Source organism: Arthrobacter sp. J156 (genome assembly GCF_056172865.1).
Genome location: NZ_CM149650.1, coordinates 1,135,061 through 1,155,293 on the forward strand (window position 1 = coordinate 1,135,061; position 20,233 = coordinate 1,155,293).

Annotated in this window: 18 protein-coding genes and 1 tRNA gene; 13 read left to right on the top strand and 6 right to left on the bottom strand. The window is 74.3% G+C overall.

Translation table 11 applies throughout. The features are described 5' to 3' along the window. Positions 1–6: 6 nt before the first annotated feature. Positions 7–1,521, bottom strand: coding sequence for a diaminopimelate decarboxylase family protein (locus tag AC0QR5_RS05240; protein WP_329861008.1), 1,515 nt, complete (start codon positions 1,519–1,521; stop codon positions 7–9). Between the two features lies 1 nt (position 1,522). After that, positions 1,523–3,166 (bottom strand): arginine--tRNA ligase, encoded by a 1,644-nt coding sequence (argS, locus tag AC0QR5_RS05245; RefSeq protein WP_329861009.1) that lies wholly within the window; start codon positions 3,164–3,166, stop codon positions 1,523–1,525. A gap of 118 nt (positions 3,167–3,284) precedes the next feature. Between argS and AC0QR5_RS05250 the strand changes: the two genes are divergently transcribed. From AC0QR5_RS05250 to AC0QR5_RS05305, 12 genes are all read left to right on the top strand, one after another. Continuing rightward, positions 3,285–4,004, top strand: coding sequence for a DUF4129 domain-containing protein (locus AC0QR5_RS05250; RefSeq protein ID WP_329861010.1), 720 nt, complete (start codon positions 3,285–3,287; stop codon positions 4,002–4,004). Next, positions 4,001–4,513, top strand: coding sequence for a hypothetical protein (locus tag AC0QR5_RS05255; RefSeq protein ID WP_329861012.1), 513 nt, complete (start codon positions 4,001–4,003; stop codon positions 4,511–4,513). Before AC0QR5_RS05250 ends, AC0QR5_RS05255 begins: the two co-directional genes overlap by 4 nt. After that, positions 4,510–5,544: an AAA family ATPase gene (locus AC0QR5_RS05260; RefSeq protein ID WP_329861013.1), complete on the top strand. Its 1,035-nt coding sequence runs from the start codon at positions 4,510–4,512 to the stop codon at positions 5,542–5,544. The genes AC0QR5_RS05255 and AC0QR5_RS05260 overlap by 4 nt, the downstream gene beginning before the upstream one ends. A 2-nt stretch (positions 5,545–5,546) precedes the next feature. Continuing rightward, complete coding sequence (locus AC0QR5_RS05265; protein ID WP_329861014.1) at positions 5,547–6,899, top strand: DUF58 domain-containing protein; 1,353 nt, start codon at positions 5,547–5,549, stop codon at positions 6,897–6,899. After that, positions 6,896–7,465, top strand: coding sequence for a hypothetical protein (locus AC0QR5_RS05270; protein WP_329861015.1), 570 nt, complete (start codon positions 6,896–6,898; stop codon positions 7,463–7,465). The genes AC0QR5_RS05265 and AC0QR5_RS05270 overlap by 4 nt, the downstream gene beginning before the upstream one ends. 206 nt (positions 7,466–7,671) lie before the next feature. Next, positions 7,672–7,744 (top strand) — tRNA-Arg (locus AC0QR5_RS05275). A 157-nt stretch (positions 7,745–7,901) separates the two neighbouring features. Then, on the top strand, positions 7,902–8,507 hold the full coding sequence (locus tag AC0QR5_RS05280; RefSeq protein WP_329861016.1) for a biotin transporter BioY: 606 nt from the start codon (positions 7,902–7,904) through the stop codon (positions 8,505–8,507). After that, positions 8,504–9,721, top strand: a complete 1,218-nt coding sequence (locus tag AC0QR5_RS05285) for an ANL family adenylate-forming protein (protein ID WP_329861017.1) — start codon at positions 8,504–8,506, stop codon at positions 9,719–9,721. Before AC0QR5_RS05280 ends, AC0QR5_RS05285 begins: the two co-directional genes overlap by 4 nt. Beyond that, positions 9,714–10,859 (top strand): thiolase family protein, encoded by a 1,146-nt coding sequence (locus AC0QR5_RS05290; protein ID WP_329861018.1) that lies wholly within the window; start codon positions 9,714–9,716, stop codon positions 10,857–10,859. Before AC0QR5_RS05285 ends, AC0QR5_RS05290 begins: the two co-directional genes overlap by 8 nt. Continuing rightward, a complete protein-coding gene (locus AC0QR5_RS05295) occupies positions 10,856–11,542 on the top strand; it encodes an energy-coupling factor ABC transporter ATP-binding protein (RefSeq protein WP_329861019.1) in 687 nt (228 codons plus the stop codon). Before AC0QR5_RS05290 ends, AC0QR5_RS05295 begins: the two co-directional genes overlap by 4 nt. Continuing rightward, positions 11,536–12,132, top strand: coding sequence for a CbiQ family ECF transporter T component (locus tag AC0QR5_RS05300; RefSeq protein WP_329861020.1), 597 nt, complete (start codon positions 11,536–11,538; stop codon positions 12,130–12,132). The genes AC0QR5_RS05295 and AC0QR5_RS05300 overlap by 7 nt, the downstream gene beginning before the upstream one ends. Continuing rightward, a complete protein-coding gene (locus AC0QR5_RS05305; RefSeq protein ID WP_329861021.1) occupies positions 12,129–12,464 on the top strand; it encodes a CHY zinc finger protein in 336 nt (111 codons plus the stop codon). Before AC0QR5_RS05300 ends, AC0QR5_RS05305 begins: the two co-directional genes overlap by 4 nt. A 110-nt stretch (positions 12,465–12,574) precedes the next feature. Here AC0QR5_RS05305 and AC0QR5_RS05310 read toward each other — a convergent pair whose 3' ends face one another. From AC0QR5_RS05310 to AC0QR5_RS05320, 3 genes are all read right to left on the bottom strand, one after another. Beyond that, entirely contained in the window at positions 12,575–13,366 is a 792-nt protein-coding gene (locus tag AC0QR5_RS05310) for an ABC transporter ATP-binding protein (RefSeq protein WP_329861022.1), read from the bottom strand. A gap of 2 nt (positions 13,367–13,368) precedes the next feature. Next, positions 13,369–14,271: an ABC transporter permease gene (locus tag AC0QR5_RS05315; protein WP_329861023.1), complete on the bottom strand. Its 903-nt coding sequence runs from the start codon at positions 14,269–14,271 to the stop codon at positions 13,369–13,371. Positions 14,272–14,354: 83 nt separating this feature from the next. Next, positions 14,355–15,344 (bottom strand): ABC transporter substrate-binding protein, encoded by a 990-nt coding sequence (locus AC0QR5_RS05320; RefSeq protein ID WP_329861024.1) that lies wholly within the window; start codon positions 15,342–15,344, stop codon positions 14,355–14,357. 330 nt (positions 15,345–15,674) lie between these two features. On the opposite strand from AC0QR5_RS05320, the gene hrpA reads away from it, so the two are divergent. Beyond that, positions 15,675–19,802 (top strand): ATP-dependent RNA helicase HrpA, encoded by a 4,128-nt coding sequence (gene hrpA / locus AC0QR5_RS05325; protein ID WP_329861025.1) that lies wholly within the window; start codon positions 15,675–15,677, stop codon positions 19,800–19,802. On the opposite strand, the gene AC0QR5_RS05330 is transcribed toward hrpA, so the two are convergent. After that, positions 19,799–20,227, bottom strand: a complete 429-nt coding sequence (locus AC0QR5_RS05330; RefSeq protein ID WP_329861026.1) for an HIT family protein — start codon at positions 20,225–20,227, stop codon at positions 19,799–19,801. The genes hrpA and AC0QR5_RS05330 overlap by 4 nt on opposite strands. Positions 20,228–20,233: the final 6 nt, after the last annotated feature.

A 20,233-nucleotide genomic window follows, 5' to 3' on the forward strand; every position in this document is an offset into this window, starting at 1 on the left:
GAAGTACTACGCTCCCATGTCACGGGCCAACAGGTCGTCTTCCGTCTCCCGGCGGATGATGGTCCGCGCCGCGCCGCCGCGGACGGCGACCACGGCCGGCCGGCCCAGGTAGTTGTAGTTGCTGGACAACGCCCAGCAGTACGCCCCGGTGGCCGGCACCGCGAGCAGGTCGCCGGCGGCGACGTCCTCGGGCAGGTAGACGTTCCTGACGACTATGTCACCGCTTTCGCAGTGTTTTCCAACCACACGGGAAATAATCGGTTCCGCATCCGTCACACGCGAGGCGAGCACCGCGGTGTAGTCCGCGTCGTAGAGGACGGGCCGGGCGTTGTCGCTCATGCCGCCGTCGACGGAGACGTAGCGGCGCCGGGCCGTTCCGGAGTCCGTGTCCACCGTGACGGTCTTGCGCACCCCCGCCTCGTAGAGCGTGAACGTGCTCGGCCCGGCGATGGCCCGTCCGGGCTCGATCGAGATCCGCGGCACGGCGAGGCCGTGGCGTGCCGTGGCGGCGCGGACGACGTCGGCCATCGAGGCGGCGAGCTCGGCGGGCGGGCGCGGGGCGTCCTCCGCGGTGTAGGCGATCCCGTAGCCGCCGCCGAGGTCGAGCTCGCCCAGCTCGACGCCGTGGTGGGCGCGGACCGCGGCGAGGAAGCCGATGAGCCGCTCGGCGGCGAGGTTGAAGCCCTCGGCCTCGAAGATCTGCGAGCCGATGTGGCAATGGACCCCGAGGAGCTCGAGGGCGGGATCGGCCAGCGCGCGGGCCACGGCGGCGGCGGCCGGCGAGGCGTCGAAGGGGCCCCACGACGGCGGGGCGGAGCCGTCCGCTCCCGTCCCGGCTCCCCCGGCACCACCGGCCGGGGCACCCTCGCCGGCGGCGGCGTCGTCCGCTGCGCCCGCGGCGAGCGACAGGCCGAACTTCTGGTCCTCGTGGGCCGTCGCGATGAACTCGTGCGTGTGCGCGTGGACCCCGGGCGTCAGGCGCAGCATGACGGGGGCCGTGCGGCCCAGGCGCGCCGCGACGGCCGCGACGCGGCCCAGCTCGTCGAGGCTGTCGACGACGATGCGGCCGATGCCGAGCTCGAGGGCGGCCTCGATCTCCGCGACCGACTTGTTGTTGCCGTGCAGCCCGAGGTTGCGCGGCGGGACCCCGGCGCGCCGGGCCACCGCGAGCTCGCCGCCCGAGCACGTGTCGAGCCGCAGCCCCTCCTCCGTGACCCAGCGGGCCACCTCGATGGAGAGGAAGGCCTTGCCCGCGTAGTAGACGTCCACGCCCCCGCACAGCGGCGCGAACGCCTCGTCGAAGGCCTCCTTGAAACCGCGGGCCCGGGCGCGGAAGTCGTCCTCGTCCAGCACGAACAGCGGGGTCCCGAACTCCTTGGCCAGCGCCGTGACGGGCAGGCCCTGGACGGTCAGTTCGCCGTCACGGGCGCGGTCGACGCCGGCGGCCCACTCGGCGGGGCGCAGCGCGTTGACGTCGCCGGGGTAGGCGAGCCAGTCGGGGGCAAGCTCCGATGCCGCCACGCTACATCTTCTCCGGGGCCGAGACGCCCAGCAGGGCCAGGCCGTTGGCCAGCACCTGCGTCGTGGCGTCGTTGAGCCAGAGCCGCGTCCGGTTCAGGTCCGTGACCTCCTCGCCGGAGAGCGGGGCGACGCGCGTCGCGCCGTACCAGCGGTGGTAGGCGCCGGCCAGGGTCTCCAGGTAGCGGGCCACGCGGTGCGGCTCGCGGTGTTCCGCGGCCCCTGCGAGCTGGTGCGGGTACTGGGCGAGGACGGCGAGGAGCTCGTTCTCCGTCGCGTGCGTCAGCAGCGCGGCGTCGAAGCCGGAGCGGTCCACGCCGGCGGCCGCCGCGTTGCGCGCCGCGGCCCGGGAACGCGCGTGGGCGTACTGGACGTAGAAGACCGGGTTGTCGTTGGTCTTCTGCTGCAGCAGGTCCAGGTCGATGTCGATGTTCGAGTCCGAGGAGTAGCGGGTCAGCGCGTAGCGTGCGGCGTCGACGCCGACCGCGTCGACGAGGTCCTCGAGCGTGACGACGGTGCCCGCGCGCTTGGACATGCGCACCGGGACGCCGTCCTTGACGAGGTTCACCATCTGCCCGATCATCACCTCGACGCAGGCCGGATCGTGGCCCAGCGCGGCGGCGGCGGCCTTGAGCCGCGCCACGTAGCCGTGGTGGTCGGCGCCGAGCATGTAGATGTTCAGGTCGAACCCGCGCTCGCGCTTGTCCTGGATGTAGGCGATGTCGCCCGCGATGTAGGCGGCGTTGCCGTCGGACTTGATGACGACCCGGTCCTTGTCGTCCCCGTGGTCGGTGGAGCGCAGCCACCAGGCGCCCGCGTCGAAGTAGAGGCTACCGGAGGACTTGAGCTGCTCGAGCAGGGCCTCGACCTTGCCGCCCTGGTGCAGGGAGTCCTCGTGGAAGTAGACGTCGAAGTCCACGCCGAAGTCGTGCAGGGAGGCCTTGATCTCCCCGAACATCATCTCGACCCCGACGGCGCGGAAGCGCTCCTGCGGATCCGCGGCGGAGAGGATGTCCGGTTCGATCTCGAGCACGCGCGCGGTGATCTCGTCGATGTACTGCCCGGCGTAGCCGTCCTCGGGCGTCGGCTGCCCCTGGGCCTTGGCCAGGAGGGAGCGGGCGAAGCGGTCGATCTGCGCGCCGTGGTCGTTGAAGTAGTACTCGCGCGTGACCTCGGCGCCCTGGGCCTGGAAGATCCGGGCGAGGGAGTCGCCGACCGCGGCCCAGCGGGTCCCGCCGAGGTGGATCGGTCCCGTGGGATTGGCGGAGACGAACTCGAGGTTGATGTGGGTCCCGGCGAGCGCATCCCCCGTGCCGAACGCGGCGCCGGCCTGGACGATGTCGCGCGCGAGCCCGCCCGCGGCGGCGGCGTCGAGCCGGATGTTCAGGAAGCCGGGGCCCGCGATGTCGACGGAGTCCACCCCGGGGATCGCGCGCAGGCGCTCGGAGAGCAGCCGGGCCAGTTCCCGCGGGTTCATCCCGGCCCGCTTGCCGAGCTGGAGGGCGATGTTGGTCGCCCAGTCGCCGTGCTCGCGGCTCTTGGGGCGCTCGACGCGCACCGTGTCCGGCACCTCGACGCTGAGCTCGCCGGACGCGACGGCGTCCGAGAGGCAGGCGGAAATGGCGTGGGAAAGCTGTTCTGGAGTCACCCGTCAAGAATAGCGGTGCCCGCCCGGCCCCCGGCGCAGCATGACCCGCCTCACACAGGGCCCCGCCGCTTGGTATATTCGCACCCACGAGGCCGGTGCACCACCGAAGGGACGCCCCATGGAACCGCAGGCCGCGCGTCGACCGCGCCACGGTCCCCCGTGGGCCGCCCGGGCCGCCGTCCTCGCCGCCGGCGCGCTCCTCGTGGCGGCGGCGGGCATGCTGGGCCCGCTCACCCACTCCGCGCCGCAGCTGCCGCGGCTGCCGGCCTGGGACTGGATCCTCGGCGACTCCGCGGCACCCGATCCCGCCCCCGCCCCCTCCGAATCGACGGACCCCGCGCTCGTGTCCGGGCTCGGGGAAGGGATCGCCACCGCGCTGTTCGTGCTCCTGCTGCTCCTCGTCGCGGGCCTCGTGATGGCCTCGCGCGGCAGCGCGCAGGGCGGGACGGCCGGCACGGCGGAGCCCGACGAGCCCGACGAGGCCCGGGACCGCGCGGTCCGCGAGCGCGTCCTCGGGGGGCTGCGGGCCGCCTCGGCCGCGCTCGCCCCCGGTCCGCGCACCTCGACGGATGCCGTGGTCGCCGCCTGGCTCGCCGTCGAGGACGCCTCCGCGGCCCACGGCTCGGCGCGCGGTCCCGCGCAGACGCCGAGCGAGTACGCCGCGTCGCTCCTGCGCTCGCTCGACGTGCCTCCCGCCCCGTTGGCCCGCCTGCTCGCGCTCTACCAACGGGCGCGCTACGCCGGCTCGGCGCCGGAGGGAAGCATCTCGCCCGCCGAGCTGGCGCAGGCCCGCCGCGACGTGGCGGAGCTGACGGACCACGTGGGGCGGCAGCGGTGAGCCGGAGCGGCCGCCGCGGCGCGGAAGGAGACGGTGCCGGGCGCGTCGGGTGGGCGGCCCCGGCGTCGTTCTCCTTCCTCGCCCTCGCCTACTGCCTCTTCACCGGGATCGATCCCGGCCACACGGCCCTGATCACGGCCTCCGGGGCCTGTCTGGGCTTCGTCTACTCGCTCCTGGCGCTGTGGGCCGGCGCCGCGCGCGCTCCCCTGCACGCGGCCCGCCCCGCGTCCGGCAGCGAGGCCTTCCGCGGCGTGGCCTTCGCCCTGCTCTCCGGGCGGGTACGGTCCCATGGCGCGGCGGCGGAACCGCTGCGCCATGCCCTCGAGACGGCCGCGGGGCTCGCCGGGGACCCCGACGCGGTGGGGCCGGAGGCCGCCTGGGTGCTGCGGGTGCTCGCAGCGGACGGCGACGTCCCTGCGCGCCGGGCCCTCGCGGCCGCCCGGCAGGCGCGGTCCTGGCTGGCCGCCTACGACGCCGGGGCCCCGGCCCCGCTGGAAGGAACACGATGAACCACGAGGACCACCGGGCGGCGGACGACGGCGGGGCGCGCGGCCCGGATCGGCGCACCGGTGCTTCCGGGCAGCCGGGCAGCGTCTCCGAGGTGTCCCGCGCGGGACGGGCCGTCCTGGACCGGGCCGCCGAGGCCGTGGTCGGGGCCGACGCCGCCCTCTCGACGGCCCTCGCCGCCGTCCTCGCGGGCGGGCACGTGCTGTTCGAGGACATGCCCGGCCTCGGCAAGACCCTCGTCGCGCGGTCGCTGGCCCAGTCGCTCGGCCTGCCCTTCCGCCGCCTCCAGTGCACTCCCGACCTGCTGCCCTCCGACGTCACGGGATCCTCGCTCTACGACCCGGCCGCCCGGACCTTCGAGTTCCGGCGCGGACCGGTCTTCACGGGCCTCCTGCTCGCCGACGAGGTCAACCGCACCTCGCCGAAGACCCAATCGGCCCTCCTCGAGGCCATGGCGGAGGGCCAGGTCTCCGTCGAGGGCACCACCTACGCCCTCCCGCGGCCCTTCCATGTCTTCGCCACCTCCAACCCCGTGGAGTTCGAGGGGACCTATCCCCTCCCCGAGGCCCAGCTCGACCGCTTCCTCGTCCGGCTCTCGATCGGCTACCCGGACCCCGCCGCCGAGGCCGAGATCGTGGCCCGGCGCCTGGCCCGCGGCATCGACGAACCGGTGCTCGAACCGGTCCTGGACGCCCAGGGGCTCGCCCGCCTCCAGGACCTCCTGACCACGCTGCCCGTCGCGGCGGACATCGTGGACTACGCCGTGCGCCTGGCCGCCGCCACGCGCCGGCTCGACGCCGTCCAGCTCGGGGCCTCGCCGCGCGGGGCGCAGGCGCTCGTGCTCGTGGCGCGCGCGGCCGCCGCGCTGCAGGGCCGCGCCTACGTGCTGCCCGAGGACGTCAAGGGACTCGCCGTGCCCGTGCTCGCGCACCGGCTGGTCCTCTCGCCGTCGGCGTGGGCGCGGGGGCTGGACACCGCCGCCCTCGTCCGGGCCGCCGCCGAGGCGGTCCCCGTCCCCGCGACGGCGGGGTGATCATGGGCCTGCGACGGGTGCTGCGTCAGGCGGACCTGCCCGCCGAGCGTGGCCACGCCCCGGCCCGCCCCGTCACGGCGACCCTTTTGTCCGCCGAGCGCTCGCCGGCCTGGGGCGTGGGCGTCGTCGCCGCGATCGCGCTCGCCGTCGGGGGCGTCCTCGCGGGGCGTCCCGACGTCGCCGCCCTGGGCGGGCTGCTGGCGCTGATGTCCACCGGCCCCCTCGCCGGCCGGCCCCCCGGACGCCCGGAGCTCGGCTTCGGCTCCGACGCCGTCGACGACGCCGGCCGGCGGACCGCCGTGCTGCGCGATGCCGGCGACGGTTCGGGGCGCCTCATGGTGCTGCGGGGGCGGGGCCCGGGAGCCCGGCAGTCCTGCCTCGTCGCGGCCTCCACGGAACGGCTCGAGCTCCGGGTGCCGCTGCCCCTCTCGGGCCGGAGGGAGGTGCTGCGCTACGCCGTGTCCACGGCCTCGGCCGACCTCGTGGCGCTGCAGGACGAGGCGGCCGCCGGGTCCCTCGTCGCCGGGCTCCGTCCCCTGCCCGCGCGGGCACGCCGCCTGGCGCTGCCCCACCGTCTGCGTTCCCACGCCGGCGACCACCGGGGACCGCTCGCCGGCGGCGGGACGGACACCCTCGGTACCGGAACGTGGCAGGCGGGCGACGGGCTGCGCAGCATCGACTGGCGCGCGACGGCCCGCTCCACGGCCGCCGACGGCATGCCCGTCGTGCGCCGCTTCGCCGCCCCGGCCGATGCCGCAGTCGTCCTCGCCGTCGACGCCCGGGCCGACGTGCCGACGGATGCCGCCGCGTGGTCGAGGCCGCTCGCGGGGCGCCTGCGCATGGACTCCTCCCTGCACCGGGCCCGGAGCGCGGCGGCCACGATCGCCCACAGCTACCTCGCGGCGGGCGACCGGGTCGGGATGATGGACGCCTTCGGCTTCGCCGCGCCCCTGCCGCCCGCGGCCGGGCACCGGCAGTTCGAGTTGCTCCGGCGCCGCCTCACGACGCTCGCGGTCCCTCCCACGTCCCTGGGCCCCGAGCGTCCGCCGCAACCGCCGCCGGGCGCGCTCGTGTTCCTGCTGAGTCCGTTCCTCGAGCCGGACGCCTGCGAACGCGCGGCCGAGTGGGTCCGCACGGGCCACGTCGTCGCCGCCGTGGACACGCTGCCGGAGCTGGACCTCGGCGGTACGGCCGGGATGGAACGCGAGGCCTGGGAGCTGCTCCTGGCCTCCCGGGCGGCGTCCCATGCCCTCCTGGCGGAACGCGGGATCGCCCTCCTTCCCGCCGAGGGCGTCGAGGCCGCGCTGGACGCGTGGGCCGTGCGACGGATGCGCGCCCCGGGAGGCCCCCGGTGACGCGCAGGCCGGTGCCGGAATCGTTCGAGGCGGTCGGCGTCCGGACGGTGCCCTCGGCCGCGCTCGGTGCCGTGGCCGCCGCCCTCTTCCTCGCCGTGTGCGTCCCGGCCGCCCTGGCCCAGGCCTCGCGCTTCGGCGGGGCGAGCCTGGCGTTCTCGCTCGGGGCCGCCGGCACCGCCGCGGCGCTCGCGGTCTGGATCCCCCACCACCTCACGACCCTGCCGGTGCTCGCGCTCCTCGTCGCCGCGTACCTCGGGCTCGCTCCCGCGCCCGGCTGGCTGCTGCCCGTCGTCGTCCTGGTCCTGCACGCGGTGCTCGTGCTGCTCGGGGCCCGCTCGACGGCTCCGGCCTCGGCCCGCTTCACGACGGCCGCGCTGGCCGCCCTGCTGCGCGCGGCCTGGCCCGTGCAGGTGGGCGCCCAGGCCCTCGGCGCGCTAGCCCTCGCGGCCGGGACGCTACCCCGGGGCGGCATCGCCGGAACCGCGGCCGGGCTCGGCGCGGCGCTCGTCGCCGTGGGTGCCGCCTACGCGGCCGTGCGGATCGGGCGCCGCGCCGGCGGTCCGTGACACGCCGGTCTCCGCGGCCCGGCCGCGCGGCGTCCCCACCGGTGAGCCGTGCGGACCACGCGGCTTCCCCGGCCGGAACCGCGCAGGATCCGCGGACCAGACCGGCTGCTCGCCGCCGGAGCGGCGCCGCGGGCGCGTTGACGTCCGGGCTCGATTTGCTGCTAAGCTCTTTGAGGTTCCCCGCCGGATGCGCAAGCGCCCGGCACGCCCTCGTAGCTCAGGGGATAGAGCGTCCGCCTCCGGAGCGGAAGGTCGAAGGTTCGAATCCTTTCGAGGGCACCGATGCACAGAAGGCCCGGTCCATGGCGACCGGGCCTTCTTGCGTGTCCCCGCGTCACGCCGGCCTTGTGGAACACGGCCCGGACGGGGTAGCCTGAACGCCGTTCAAGTGAACGGTGTTCAACGTTCACGGCCCGCTCGTCCCCCAAGGAAACCGATGAACCGCCTCCGCCTCGATGCCACCGACATCGCCCGCATCGCCGTCTTCGCCGCCATCGTCGCCGTCCTCGGCCTTCCCGGGGGGCTGTCCGTCTTCGGTTCCGTGCCGATCACCGCCCAGACGCTCGGCGTGATGCTGGCCGGCGCGGTCCTCGGCCCGTGGCGCGGCGCCCTGTCGATGGTCGTCTTCCTGGCCCTCGTCGCCGTCGGGCTGCCGCTCCTCGCCGGAGGCCGCGGCGGGCTCGGCGTCTTCGTGGGCCCCTCGGCCGGTTACCTGGCCGGCTGGATCGCCGGCGCGTTCGTGATCGGGCTGATCGTCCACGGCGGCGCGCGGCTGACCGTGGCCCGCACGGCGCTGGGAGTCCTCGTCGGCGGCATTGCCGTGGTCTACGCCTTCGGCATCCCCGTGCAGGCGCTCGTCACCCGCCTTCCGCTCGAGGCCACGGCCCTGCAGAGCCTCGCCTTCCTCCCCGGCGACCTCGTCAAGGCCGTCCTCGCGACCCTGATCACCATGACGCTCGCCCGCGCCTACCCGCGCGCGTTCCGCGCCCGCACTGCGCACACCGCGGACGCGGCCGCCGTTCCGGCGGACAGCGCCCGATGACCGAAGCGTCCGGAGCGCGGCTCGTCCCGGTCCGGCCCGCGGACGCGTGCGAGGCGTCCGGAGGCCGGGCCGGCGACGGCGGCGCGGCCGCGCTCGCCGCCCGGCTGCGCTCGATCCGTTCCCGGGGCGGCGTCCCCCTCGTCGGCGACGACCGCTGGAGCCCCCGCCAATGGGACGACATCCTCCGCACCTGCGCCGACGCGTCACCGCCCGACGACGCGGCGTGGGCGGGACTGACCTCGGGAAGCGGCGGCTTCCCGCGCGTCGTGATGCGCAGCGCCGCCTCGTGGTCGGACTCGTTCGGCGCCGCCGAGCGGCTCCTCGGGGCCACCGGGGACGACGTCGTCCTGCTGCCCTCCCCTCCGGTCTCCTCCCTCACGCTCTTCTCCCTCGCCCACTCCCTCGAGGGCGGACCGCGGCCCGTCCTGGCCGAGGCGTGTGGCACGGGGACGGGCCCCGCGTCCACCGTCCCGGACGCCGCGGAGGCCACGCTCTTCCACGGCACGCCGCAGGCCCTGCGCCGGCTCATCGACGCCGGGGCCCCGCCGCGCCTGCGCGCGGCCCTCGTGGGCGGCAGCGGGCTCGACGCGCGCCTGCGCCGCGACGCCGCCTCCCGCGGCATCCGCGTCGTCTCCTACTACGGGGCCGCCGAGCTCTCCTTCGTCGCGGTCGACGACGACGGCGAGGGCTACCGCCCGTTCCCGGGCGTCGAGCTGCGCACCCGGGACGGCGAGCTGTGGGTCCGCTCGGCCTTCGTGGCCTCGGGATACCTGCCCGTCGCCGGCGGCCGGGGCCCGGGACCGCTCCGCTCCGAGAACGGCTGGCACACCGTCGGCGACCTCGCCGAGCTCGCCGCAGGACGGCTGCGCCTGCGCGGGCGCGGCGACGGGGCCATCCTCACCGCCTCGGCCACCGTGGTCCCCGAGGACGTCGAATCCGTCCTGCGCGGCCTTCCGGGCATCGCCGACGCGTTGGTGCTCGGCCTGCCACGGGCCGGGGTCGGCGCCCTCGTCGCGGCCGTCGTCGAACCGGCAGACCCCGCCTCCCCGCCGAGCGCAGCCGCGTTGCGCCGTGCCACCCGAGAGCTCCTGGCCCCCTCGCACCGCCCCCGCCGCTGGTTCGCCGCCGAACTGCCGCGCACCGCCAACGGCAAGCCGGCCCGTTCGGTCGCAGCGGGCCTCGTCGCCGCCGGGGAGGTGGCCCGCCTTGCGTGAGGAACACCCCGTCGTCGTCGCCGCGCGGCGGACCCCCATCGCGACCCGCGGCCGCGGCCTGGCGCGGACGGGCCTCGACGGCCTGGCCGCACCCGTGCTGCGGGCCGTCGCCGACGACGCCGCCGCGGTCCTCGGGACCGGGGCGCCGTTCGCCGACGTCGTGCTCGGCAACTGCATGGGACCGGGCGGGAACCCCGCCCGCGTCGCGGCCCTCGCCGCCGGGCTCGGGCACGCCGTCCCGGGCCTGACCGTGGACCGCCAGTGCGGAAGCGGCCTGGCCGCGGTGATCGCGGCGGCCGAGTCCATCCGCGCCGGCGACCACCGCCCCCGGCTCGCGGGCGGGGCCGAGAGCGCCTCGACGGCGCCCGTGCGTTCGATCGACGGCGTCCCCTACGACCGCGCCCCGTTCGTCCCGGCGGGCTTCCCCGACCCGGGCATGCCCGAGGCCGCCGAGGACCTGGCCCGGGCCGACGGAATCCCGCGGTCCCGGCTCGACGCCTACGCCATGCTCAGCCACGAACGGGCGGCGGCCGCGCACGCCCGCGGCGCCTTCAGCGCGGAGATCGTTCCCGTCGCCGGGCTGGACGACGACGGACTGCGCCCCGGGAGCGGACGCCTCGTGGCGCGCCACGTGCCCCTGTTTCCCGGCGGCGTCGTCACCGCCGGGAACTCGTGCCGGATCAGCGACGGCGCCGCCGCCGTCGCGCTCGTCCCGTCGGACTGGGAACGGGCCGGCGGCGCGGGACGCCCCGCCGGGCTCGCCCTCCGCGCCCACGCCGTGACCGGCAGCGATCCCTCGCTGCCGGGCGCCGGGGCCGCACCGGCCGTCCTCGAGGCCCTCGCCCGCTCCGGCGTCGGCACGGAGGCGCTCGCCGCCGTCGAACTCGTCGAGGCCTTCGCCGCGCAGACCCTCGCCGTCCTCGACAGGATCGGCGTGGCGGAGGACGACGAACGCGTCTGCCCCGACGGCGGAGCGCTGGCCTGGGGCCACCCCTGGGGGGCGAGCGGCGCCGTCGCCGTCGTGCGGCTCTTCAGCCGGCTCGTCCGCGGCGGGGCGCCCGCGGGGACCCTCGGCCTGGCCGCCGCGTCCGTCGGCGGCGGCCTCGGCGTCGCGGCGGTCTTCGAGGTGGTCCGGTGAGCGCGATCCGCCTCGAGTCCGTGACGGTGCGCCTCGGCGACACGACGCTCCTGGACGCCGTCGACCTGGCCACCGGGGCCCGCCGGATCGCCGTGGTCGGCGACAACGGCTCCGGCAAGTCGACCCTGGCCCGCGTCATCGGAGGCCTCGTGGTCCCCACGGCCGGGCGCGTCCTGGTCAACGGCGCGGATCCGGCCCGGCGGCGCAAGAACGGGCCCACGCCCGCGGCGTTCGTCTTCAGCAACCCCGACGCGCAGATCATCATGCCGACCGTGCGGGAGGACGTCGCGTTCTCGCTGCGCGCCGAGCGGCTCTCCCGGAGCGAATCGGCGGCCCGCACGGACGCGGCGCTCGAGGAGTTCGGCCTCGCGCACCTGGCCGCCCGCTCCGCCCACGAGCTCTCCGGCGGGCAGAAGCAGCTCCTCGCCCTCTGCGGCGCGTTCGTCCGGCGGCCCGAGCTCGTCGTCGCCGACGAGCCGACCGCGCTCCTCGACGCCCGCAACGGCCGCCGGGTCGCCGACCACCTGCTCGAGGGCCCCTCGCACCGGCTCGTCCTCGTGACGCACGACCTGGCCCTGGCCGGGCGCTGCGACGCCGCGGTGCTCGTGGACGGGGGGCGCATCCTCGCCGTCGACGACGCCGCCGCCGTGGTCCGGCACTACGAGCGCAGTTTGGCATGCTGAGCCACTACGTCTCCACCCCCGGGCCGCTGCACCGGATTCCCGCCGGCCCCAAGGTCCTCGGACTGGCCGCCGTGGTCCTCGCGCTCTCCTTCCTGCCCTCGGCCTGGTGGGCGGCGGGAGTGGCGTGGGGCGTCGCGTGCGCCGGCCACCTCGCGGCGGCCCTGGGCCCGCGCGTGTTCCTGGCCCAGTTGTGGTCCCTGCGCTGGATCGCGGCCATCACCGTGGGCATGCAGCTGCTCTTCCTCCCGGCGGAGGCGGCCGTGGCGAACTCCTCCCGCGTCCTCTCGGCGGTCCTGCTCGCCGGGCTGCTCGTGCTCACGACGCGGGTCACGGACCTGCTGGCCGCGCTCGAGCGCGGGCTGAGGCCCGCGGCGGCGCTCGGCATCGATCCGCAGCGCGTCTCGCTCCTGCTCACCGTGACCCTGACGACCCTGCCCGTCCTGGCCCGGATCGCGGCCGGCGTGCGGGAGGCCCAGCGCGCGCGGGGCGCCCGCGGAGGTCCCGCGACGTTCGTCGTGCCGTTCCTCGTCGTGGCGCTCAAGCACGCCGACGAGCTCGGCGAGGCGCTCACCGCGCGGGGCGTCCGGTGAGCCGTCCAGTGGTCCTCGGGGCCGTCGTGGACTCCCTGACCCGATGCGTGCACTACCGGACCGAGCTCGACATCGTGGCCATCCGCTTCCCCTGCTGCGACGCGTTCTACCCGTGCCGCTGGTGCCACGACGAGGTGCCGGGCCAGCACCCGACGCGGACGTGGCCGGCCGCGGACCGGGACGAGGCCGCGGTGCTGTGCGGGGCGTGCCGGAGGACGCTGCGGATCGACGAGTACACCGCCGCCGAATCCTGCCCGCATTGCACGGCCCCCTTCAACCCGCGCTGCAAGCTCCACGAGGAACTGTACTTCGAGCCCCTGCCCGCGCCCTGAACCGGCGTGGGGCGGGAGCCCGGCCCCGGGCCGCTCCCCGTCTCAGGCACACGCAAGGGGCCGGCCGTTGCCGGCCGGCCCCTTGCCGTCGGGACTCCGCGACGCCCGCGCTACTGCAGCATCGTGCGGTCGTCGAGCTGGGCGCCCTTGATCTTCTCGAACTCGTGCAGCAGGCCCTGGACGGTCTGCTTCTTCTTGGCCTCCGTGTCCAGGTCCAGGATGATCTGGCCGTCGTGCATCATGATCAGCCGGCTGCCCAGGCGCAGGGCCTGTTCCATGTTGTGCGTGACCATGAGGGTGGTCAGCCCGTGGCGCTCGACGATCTCGCCGGTGAGCCGGGAGACGAGCTCGGCGCGCTGCGGATCCAGCGCCGCGGTGTGCTCGTCCAACAGGAGCATCTTGGGCTCGCTGAACGTGGCCATGAGCAGGCTCAACGCCTGCCGCTGGCCGCCGGAGAGGAGCCCTACCTTGGTCTTGAGCCGGTTCTCGAGGCCCAGCTCGAGCGAGGCGAGCTCCTCGCGGAACCGCTCGCGCTTGGACCGGGTCACGCCCAGGGCCAGGCCGCGGCGGCGGCCCCGGCCGAGCGCCATGGCCATGTTCTCCTCGATGGTCATCGTCGGCGCGCTGCCGGCCATCGGATCCTGGAAGACGCGGCCCATGTAGCGGGCGCGCTGGTAGTCCGCGAGCCGCGTGACGTCGGTGCCGTCGATGTGGACCGTTCCGGTGTCCGGGCGCAGCTTCCCCGAGATGGTGTTCAGGATGGTCGACTTGCCGGCGCCGTTGGAGCCGATGACGGTGACGAACTCGCCGGTGGCCAGCTCCAGGTCGATGCCGCGCAGGGCCTTGCGCTCGTTGACGGTTCCCGGGAAGAACGTCTTGTTGACTTTGGTGATCTTCAGCATGGCTAGACCTCCGCTCCCTTGGCCGCGGCCTTGCGCGTGCCGATCCGGCCCGCGATCTTCTTGAAGCCGCTCCATTGCGGCAGGACGAGCGCCAGCACCACCAGGACGGCGGAGATGAGCTTCATGTCGTTCGGCTGCAGCCCCGCCTGGAGCGCCAGCTGGATGACGACGCGGTAGAGGACCGAGCCGAGGACCACGGCGAGCGTCGCGATCCAGATGAGCCGCGAGCCGAAGATGGCCTGGCCGATGATGACGGAGGCGAGGCCGGCCAGGATGAGGCCGATGCCCATGCCGATGTCGGCGAAGCCCTGGTACTGGGCGATGAACGCGCCACACGTGGCGACGAGGCCGTTGGAGAGCGCGAGCCCGAGGATCTTCTGGTTGTCGGTGCTGACGCCGAAGCTGCGGATCATCTGCTCGTTGTCGCCCGTGGCCTGCATGGCCAGCCCCACGTCGGTGTGGAGGAACCAGTCGAGGACGAGCTTCACGACGAGGGCCACGAGCAGGAAGAGCAGGATGCTGACGATCCCACCGAGCAGGCCGGCCTCGCGCAGCGGGGTGATGAGGGTCTCCTCGCGCAGCAGCGGCAGGTTCGCCTTGCCCATGATGCGCAGGTTGATCGAGTACAGGGCGATCATCGTCAGGATGCCGGCGAGCAGCCCGTTGATCCTGCCCTTGGTGTGGAGCAGTCCGGTGACGACGCCGGCCGCGAGTCCGGCGCCGAAGGCCATCGCCGTCGCGAGCAGGGGCGGCACGCCGTTGATGATGGAGACGGCGGCGACGGCGGCCCCGGTCGTGAAGCTGCCGTCGACCGTGAGGTCGGGGAAGTCGAGGATCTTGAAGGTCAGGTAGACCCCGAGGGCCATGATCGCGTAGATCAGGCCCAGTTCAACCGCGGTGATCATGGTGCGGAACCTGGGTTTTCTCTTGGGTCGGGAGCGCCGCCGGTGGGTGTTCCGACGACGCTCCCTGGGGTGGTCGGGGGGATCTACTCGACGACGTGGTCGGCCTGATCGGTGAAGCCGTCCGGCAGCGTCACGCCCATGCGCTCGGCCGCACCCGGGTTGACGTAGAGCTCGAGGTCGCTCTGGGTCTCGACCGCCATCGAGGCCGGCTCGGCCTCGCCCTTGAGGATCTTCACGGCCATTTCGCCGGTCTGGTAACCGAGCTGCTCATAGTTGATGCCGTAGGTGGCGACGGCGCCACGGGCGACCGAATCGCCCTCGCCAGCGACGATCGGCACCTTGCGGGTCTCGGCGACCTGGATCACGGATTCGAGGGCCGAGACGACGTTGTTGTCGGTCGGCACGTAGAAGGCGTCGACATCGAGCGACTGCGCGGCCTGCTGCACCTCGCCCGAGGTGCTGATGGCGGCTTCCTTCACTTCGAGGCCGAGCTCGGCCGCGGCCTCCTTGGCCAGCTCCACCTGGACGGTCGAGTTGGTCTCGCCGGAGGAGTAGACGATGCCGACGCTCTGTGCGTCCGGCGCCAGTTCCCTGATGAGGGCGATCTGCTCGGCGACCGGGTTCAGGTCGCTCGTTCCGGTCAGGTTGGAGCCGGGTGCCTCGAGGCTGTCGACGAGGTCGGCGGACACGGGATCGGTGACGGCGGTGAACAGCACGGGGATGTCCACGATGGCCTGGGCCGCCGCCTGGGCGCTCGGCGTGGCGATCGCGAGGACCAGGTCCTTGCCGTCGGAGGCGAATTTGCCGGCGATCGACGTGTTGGTCGCCGCATCCGCCTGGGCGTTCTGCTCGTCGAACACCACGGCGTCGCCCTCGTAGCCGGCGTCCGCGAGGGCCCGCTTGAACCCGGCGGCGGCGGCGTCGAGGGACGGGTGGGAGACGTACTGCACGATCCCGATCTCGACGGGGCCCTCGGCGCCCGGCGCGTCGCTGCCGCCGTCGCCGCAGGCGGTCAGGAGGAGGGCGGACGCCATCAGGGACGCGGCCAGCTTGGCCGACGTGGTGCTTTTCATGGGTTTCCTTTCATGGATCCGTCCGGGCGGCGGGCGCGTTCTTCGTCGGACGCGGCCCCGGCCGGGCGGCCGGTGGTTCTGCGGGTGGGAGTGCGGCGGGATCTTGACCGTCGTTTGACACCAACCACTAGATGGTACCTATGTCTCACGTCACAATGTCCACCTGTGACACGTCGCCGTGGACAAGCCGCGCCCATAGGACCCCACTTTCCAGACGAATCGTGTGAGGCGCCCCACAAGGGCAAGCTGCCGTCCACGAGTGCCGCTCCCCCTTGCCGGAGGGGCTGCCGGGCGGACGGCGGCGCCCGCCCCACTAGACTGGTGGGCACCATGGCCTTGACGATCACCTACCCGGAATTCCTGCCCGTCAGCTCCCGCCGCGAGGACATCATGGAGGCCATCCGCGGCCACCAGGTCGTCGTGGTGGCGGGCGAGACCGGCTCCGGAAAGACGACCCAGCTGCCGAAGATGCTCCTCGAGCTCGGCTTCGGCGAGAACGGCTCCATCGGCCACACCCAGCCGCGCCGCCTCGCGGCACGCACGGTCGCCGAGCGGCTCGCCGAGGAGCTCGGCGTCCGGATCGGCGACGAAGTGGGATTCCAGGTCCGCTTCACGGCGCAGACCTCGCGCTCCACGCGCGTCAAGGTCATGACCGACGGCATCCTCCTCGCCGAGATCCAGCACGATCCGATGCTGCGCCGCTACGACGCCATCATCATCGACGAGGCCCACGAGCGCAGCCTGAACATCGACTTCCTCCTCGGCTTCCTCAAGCGGCTGCTCCCCCGCCGCCCGGAGCTCAAGCTCGTCATCACGTCGGCGACGATCGACCCCGAGCGCTTCGCCCGGCACTTCGGCGCGCCCGCGTCCCCCGGGGACGACGGCGCCGTCGTCCCTCCCGAGGGCGGCCCCGCGGTCGTCCCCGCACCCGTCGTCGAGGTCTCGGGCCGCACCTACCCCGTCGAGATCCGGTACCGCCCACTGAACCCGGCCGAGGGCCTGGACCCCGACGAGCTCGACCCGGACGCCAGCGAGGAGGACCGCGACCCCCTCGACGCCGTGTGCGACGCCGTCGACGAGCTCTCCCGCGAGGCTCCCGGCGACATCCTCGTCTTCTTCTCGGGCGAGCGCGAGATCCGCGACGCCGCCGAGGCCCTGCGGGCGCGCGTGCAATCGAGCCGGCGGCTGGCCGGGACCGAGATCCTGCCCCTCTTCGCCCGCTTGTCCCTCGCCGAGCAGCACAAGGTCTTCCACCCGGGCGGGGCGCGGAGGATCGTCCTGGCGACGAACGTCGCCGAGACGTCGCTCACCGTCCCCGGTATCAAGTACGTCATCGACACCGGGACGGCCCGCATCTCCCGCTACTCGCACCGCACCAAGGTGCAGCGGCTGCCGATCGAGCGGATCTCGCAGGCCAGCGCCAACCAGCGCTCCGGCCGCTGCGGCCGCGTCTCGGACGGCATCGCGATCCGCCTCTACTCCGAGGAGGACTTCGCCTCCCGCCCCGAGTTCACCGATCCGGAGATCCTGCGCACCAACCTCGCCGCCGTCATCCTGCAGATGGCCGCGATGGGCGTCGTCGACTCGCCCCAGGACGTGGCCGGCTTCCCGTTCGTCGAGCCGCCGGACTCCAAGGCCGTGGCCGACGGCGTGGCCCTCCTGCGCGAGCTCGGGGCGTTGTCGACGGCGGGCGGGGCCGGCATCACGCCGACCGGACGCCAGCTCGCCCAGCTTCCCGTCGACGTGAGGCTGGGCCGGATGATCGTCGAGTCGGGCCGGCGAGGCTGCGCCAAGGAGGTCATGGTCCTCGCCGCCGCCCTGACGATCCAGGATCCCCGGGAGCGCCCCTCCCAGGAGACGGGCCAGCGGGAGCGGGCCCAGGAGCTGCACCGGCGCTTCGCCGATCCGAAGTCCGACTTCTCCGGCTACCTGAACCTCTGGCGCTACCTGCAGGAGCAGCAGAAGGAGCTCTCCTCCTCGGCCTTCCGCCGGCTGTGCCGCAACGAGTTCATCAACTACCTGCGCGTGCGCGAGTGGCAGGACCTGTTCGCGCAGCTGCGCCAGCTCGCCAAGCCGCTCGGCATCACGCTCAGCACCGGTCCCGTGGACCCGGCCGGGCTGGAGCGCCAGATCCACACGAGCCTGCTCGCCGGCCTCCTGAGCCACATCGGGTCCTACGACGAGCGCAAGCGGGAGTACGCCGGCGCGCGCGGGACCCGCTTCGCCGTCTTCCCCGGCTCGGCGCTGTTCAAGAAGTCCCCGGACTGGGTCATGGCCGCGGAGCTCGTCGAGACGAGCCGGCTGTGGGCCCGGACCGTGGCTGCCTTCGACCCCGCCTGGGTCGAGGAGGTCGCGCCGGAGCTGCTCAAGCGCAGCTACTCCGAACCGCACTGGTCCCGCCGCCTGGGCTCCGTCATGGGGTACGAGAAGGCGACCCTCTACGGGGTCCCGGTCATCCCGCACCGCAGGATCCAGTACGGCCGCGTGGACCCGGAGCTGAGCCGCGAGCTCTTCATCCGGCATGCGCTCGTCGAAGGTGATTGGAAGACGCACCACCCCTTCTTCCAGCGCAACCGCAAGCTGCTCGAGGACGTCGAGGAGCTCGAAACCCGCATGCGGCGGCGGGACCTGCGGATCTCCGACGAGGACCTGTTCGACTTCTACGACCGCCGGATCGGCCCCGGCGTGGTCTCCGAACGCCACTTCGACCGCTGGTGGAAGCGCACGCGGCAGAAGGACCCGGCCCTGCTGGACTTCGATCCGCAGGACGTCCTGCAGGCCGACGCCGAGGAGCTGGACCAGGACGCCTTCCCCCGCACCTGGCGCCACGGCTCGCTGGACCTGGAGCTCTCCTACGAGTTCAACCCCGGCGCCGCGCCCGGCGAATCCGACGGCGTGACGGTCCGCGTTCCCGTGCTCTTCCTCAATCAGCTGGACCCGGAGCGCTTCCGCTGGCAGATCCCCGGGCTGCGCACCGAGCTCGTCACCGCGCTGATCAAGTCCCTCCCCAAGGCCGTGCGGAAGAACTTCGTCCCCGCTCCCGATGTCGCCCGGCAGGCCGCGGCCGCCCTCGGCAGCGACTTCGACCCGGCCGTCGACGCGCTGGAGGCCTCGCTCGAGCTGGCGCTGCGCCGGCTCAAGGGGCACGTGGTGCCCCCGGGGCAGTGGAACTGGGACGCCGTCCCGGCGCATCTGCGGCCGGGCTTCGAGGTCGTCGACGCCTCGGGGCGGGTCCTCGACCGATCCAAGGACCTCGCGCTGCTCCAGGAGAGGCTCGCCGAGCAGAACCGCCGCGCGCTGGCGGCCTCGCTCGGCGGTGCCGGCGACCGGCTGCTGGCCTTGGCGCAGGCGGGCACGGCCGCCCCGGACTCCCGCGGCACCGGGCGGCAGCCGTCCCGTGGAGGCGCCGCTGCGGCGTCCGGCCGCGCGACGCCCCCGGACGGGAACGGGCAGGGCCAGGGAGCGGCCGGCGACGGCGGTCCGGGCCGCCACGGCGCGGCGCCCGCCGGGCGCGAACCGGGGCGCGGCGGCCCCTCGGCCGCTCCCGTGCCCGGGCGCGGCCGGACGGCGCCCGTCTGGGAACGGAGCGGCCTGACGGCCTGGGACGGGACCCTCGGCAACGCCGGCACGATCGAGGTGAAGGTCGCGACGAACGTCATGGGACAAGAGGTCACGGCGTACCCCGGCCTGCTGGACCGCGGCGCCTCGGTGGACCTGACGGTCTTCCGGGACCCGCTGGAGCAGGCCGCGGCGCACCGCTCGGGCGTCATCCGCCTCCTGCTGCTGCGCGTCCCGTCCCCCGCGCGGTACGTCCTGGACCACCTGAACAACCAGGAGAAGCTCGTCTTCACGCAGAATCCGCACGGCTCGGTCGCCACGCTCATCGACGACTGCACCTTCGCGGCCGTGGACAAGCTCGTCCCGGCCGCGCTGCCCTACACGCGCGCGGACTTCGACGCGCTCTTCGAAACGGTCCGCGCCGAGCTGATCGACACGGTGTTCTCCGTGACCGCCGTCGTGGAGAAGGTGCTCTCCTCGGCGCGCCGCATCGAGCGGCGCCTCGGGAAGGCCGCCTCACCGGCGCTCATCAACGCGTTCATGGACGTCCGCACGCAGCTGCAGCAGCTCGTCTTCCCCGGCTTCGTGGCCCGCACCGGCTACGCCCAGCTGGCCCACCTGCCGCGCTACCTCGCCGCGATCGAGCGGCGCCTGGACAAGCTCGAGGCCTCAGGAGCGGGCCGGGACACGCCCGCGATGCTGACGGTCCAGGGGCTCGAGGACGACTACGACGCCGCCCTCGACGCGCTCCCGGACGGCGTCCGCACGCCCGCGGCCCTCGCGGCGGTGAAGTGGATGATCGAGGAACTGCGCGTGAGCCTGTTCGCCCAGGAACTCGGGACCGCGCACTCGGTCTCCGAGAAGCGCGTCCGCACGGCACTGCGCGAGGCGGCCGCCTAACCCTGCGGGACGAACTCCGCGTGGCCGTCCTCGATGAGCGCCGCGCGGAGCTTCTCCGCGTTCGCGTCGAGTCGCGCGGGATCCGGGTTGGCGTCCGCGCGTGCCAGGTCGAAGTCGGCGAGGGAGCCCGTGGGCCAGACGTGCACGTGCAGGTGGGGCACCTCGAAACCGGCGACGAGCAGTCCGGCCCGCTGGGAGGAGAACGCACGCTTCTGAGCGCGGCCGACGGTCCGGGCCACGCGCAGCAGCTTGTCCAGCAGCTCCGGCTCCGCGTCCGTCCACTCGTCGACCTCCTCGCGCGGGACGACCAGCGCGTGTCCATCGGTCAGCGGGCCGATCGAGAGGAAGACGACGACGTCCGGATCCTTCCAGACGAAGCGGCCGGGGATCGCGCCGTCGATGATCTTCGTGAACAGGGTGCTCATGGATGC

Excerpts from the sequence above, each read along its gene's own strand:
- AC0QR5_RS05250 (WP_329861010.1), top strand. The coding sequence starts at position 3,285 with ATGGAACCGCAGGCCGCGCGTCGACCGCGCCACGGTCCCCCGTGGGCC.
- AC0QR5_RS05260 (WP_329861013.1), top strand. The coding sequence starts at position 4,510 with ATGAACCACGAGGACCACCGGGCGGCGGACGACGGCGGGGCGCGCGGC.
- AC0QR5_RS05280 (WP_329861016.1), top strand. The coding sequence starts at position 7,902 with ATGAACCGCCTCCGCCTCGATGCCACCGACATCGCCCGCATCGCCGTC.
- AC0QR5_RS05265 (WP_329861014.1), top strand. The coding sequence starts at position 5,547 with ATGGGCCTGCGACGGGTGCTGCGTCAGGCGGACCTGCCCGCCGAGCGT.
- AC0QR5_RS05310 (WP_329861022.1), bottom strand. The coding sequence starts at position 13,366 with ATGCTGAAGATCACCAAAGTCAACAAGACGTTCTTCCCGGGAACCGTC.
- AC0QR5_RS05315 (WP_329861023.1), bottom strand. The coding sequence starts at position 14,271 with ATGATCACCGCGGTTGAACTGGGCCTGATCTACGCGATCATGGCCCTC.
- AC0QR5_RS05300 (WP_329861020.1), top strand. The coding sequence starts at position 11,536 with ATGCTGAGCCACTACGTCTCCACCCCCGGGCCGCTGCACCGGATTCCC.
- AC0QR5_RS05320 (WP_329861024.1), bottom strand. The coding sequence starts at position 15,344 with ATGAAAAGCACCACGTCGGCCAAGCTGGCCGCGTCCCTGATGGCGTCC.
- AC0QR5_RS05285 (WP_329861017.1), top strand. The coding sequence starts at position 8,504 with ATGACCGAAGCGTCCGGAGCGCGGCTCGTCCCGGTCCGGCCCGCGGAC.
- AC0QR5_RS05330 (WP_329861026.1), bottom strand. The coding sequence starts at position 20,227 with ATGAGCACCCTGTTCACGAAGATCATCGACGGCGCGATCCCCGGCCGC.
- hrpA (WP_329861025.1), top strand. The coding sequence starts at position 15,675 with ATGGCCTTGACGATCACCTACCCGGAATTCCTGCCCGTCAGCTCCCGC.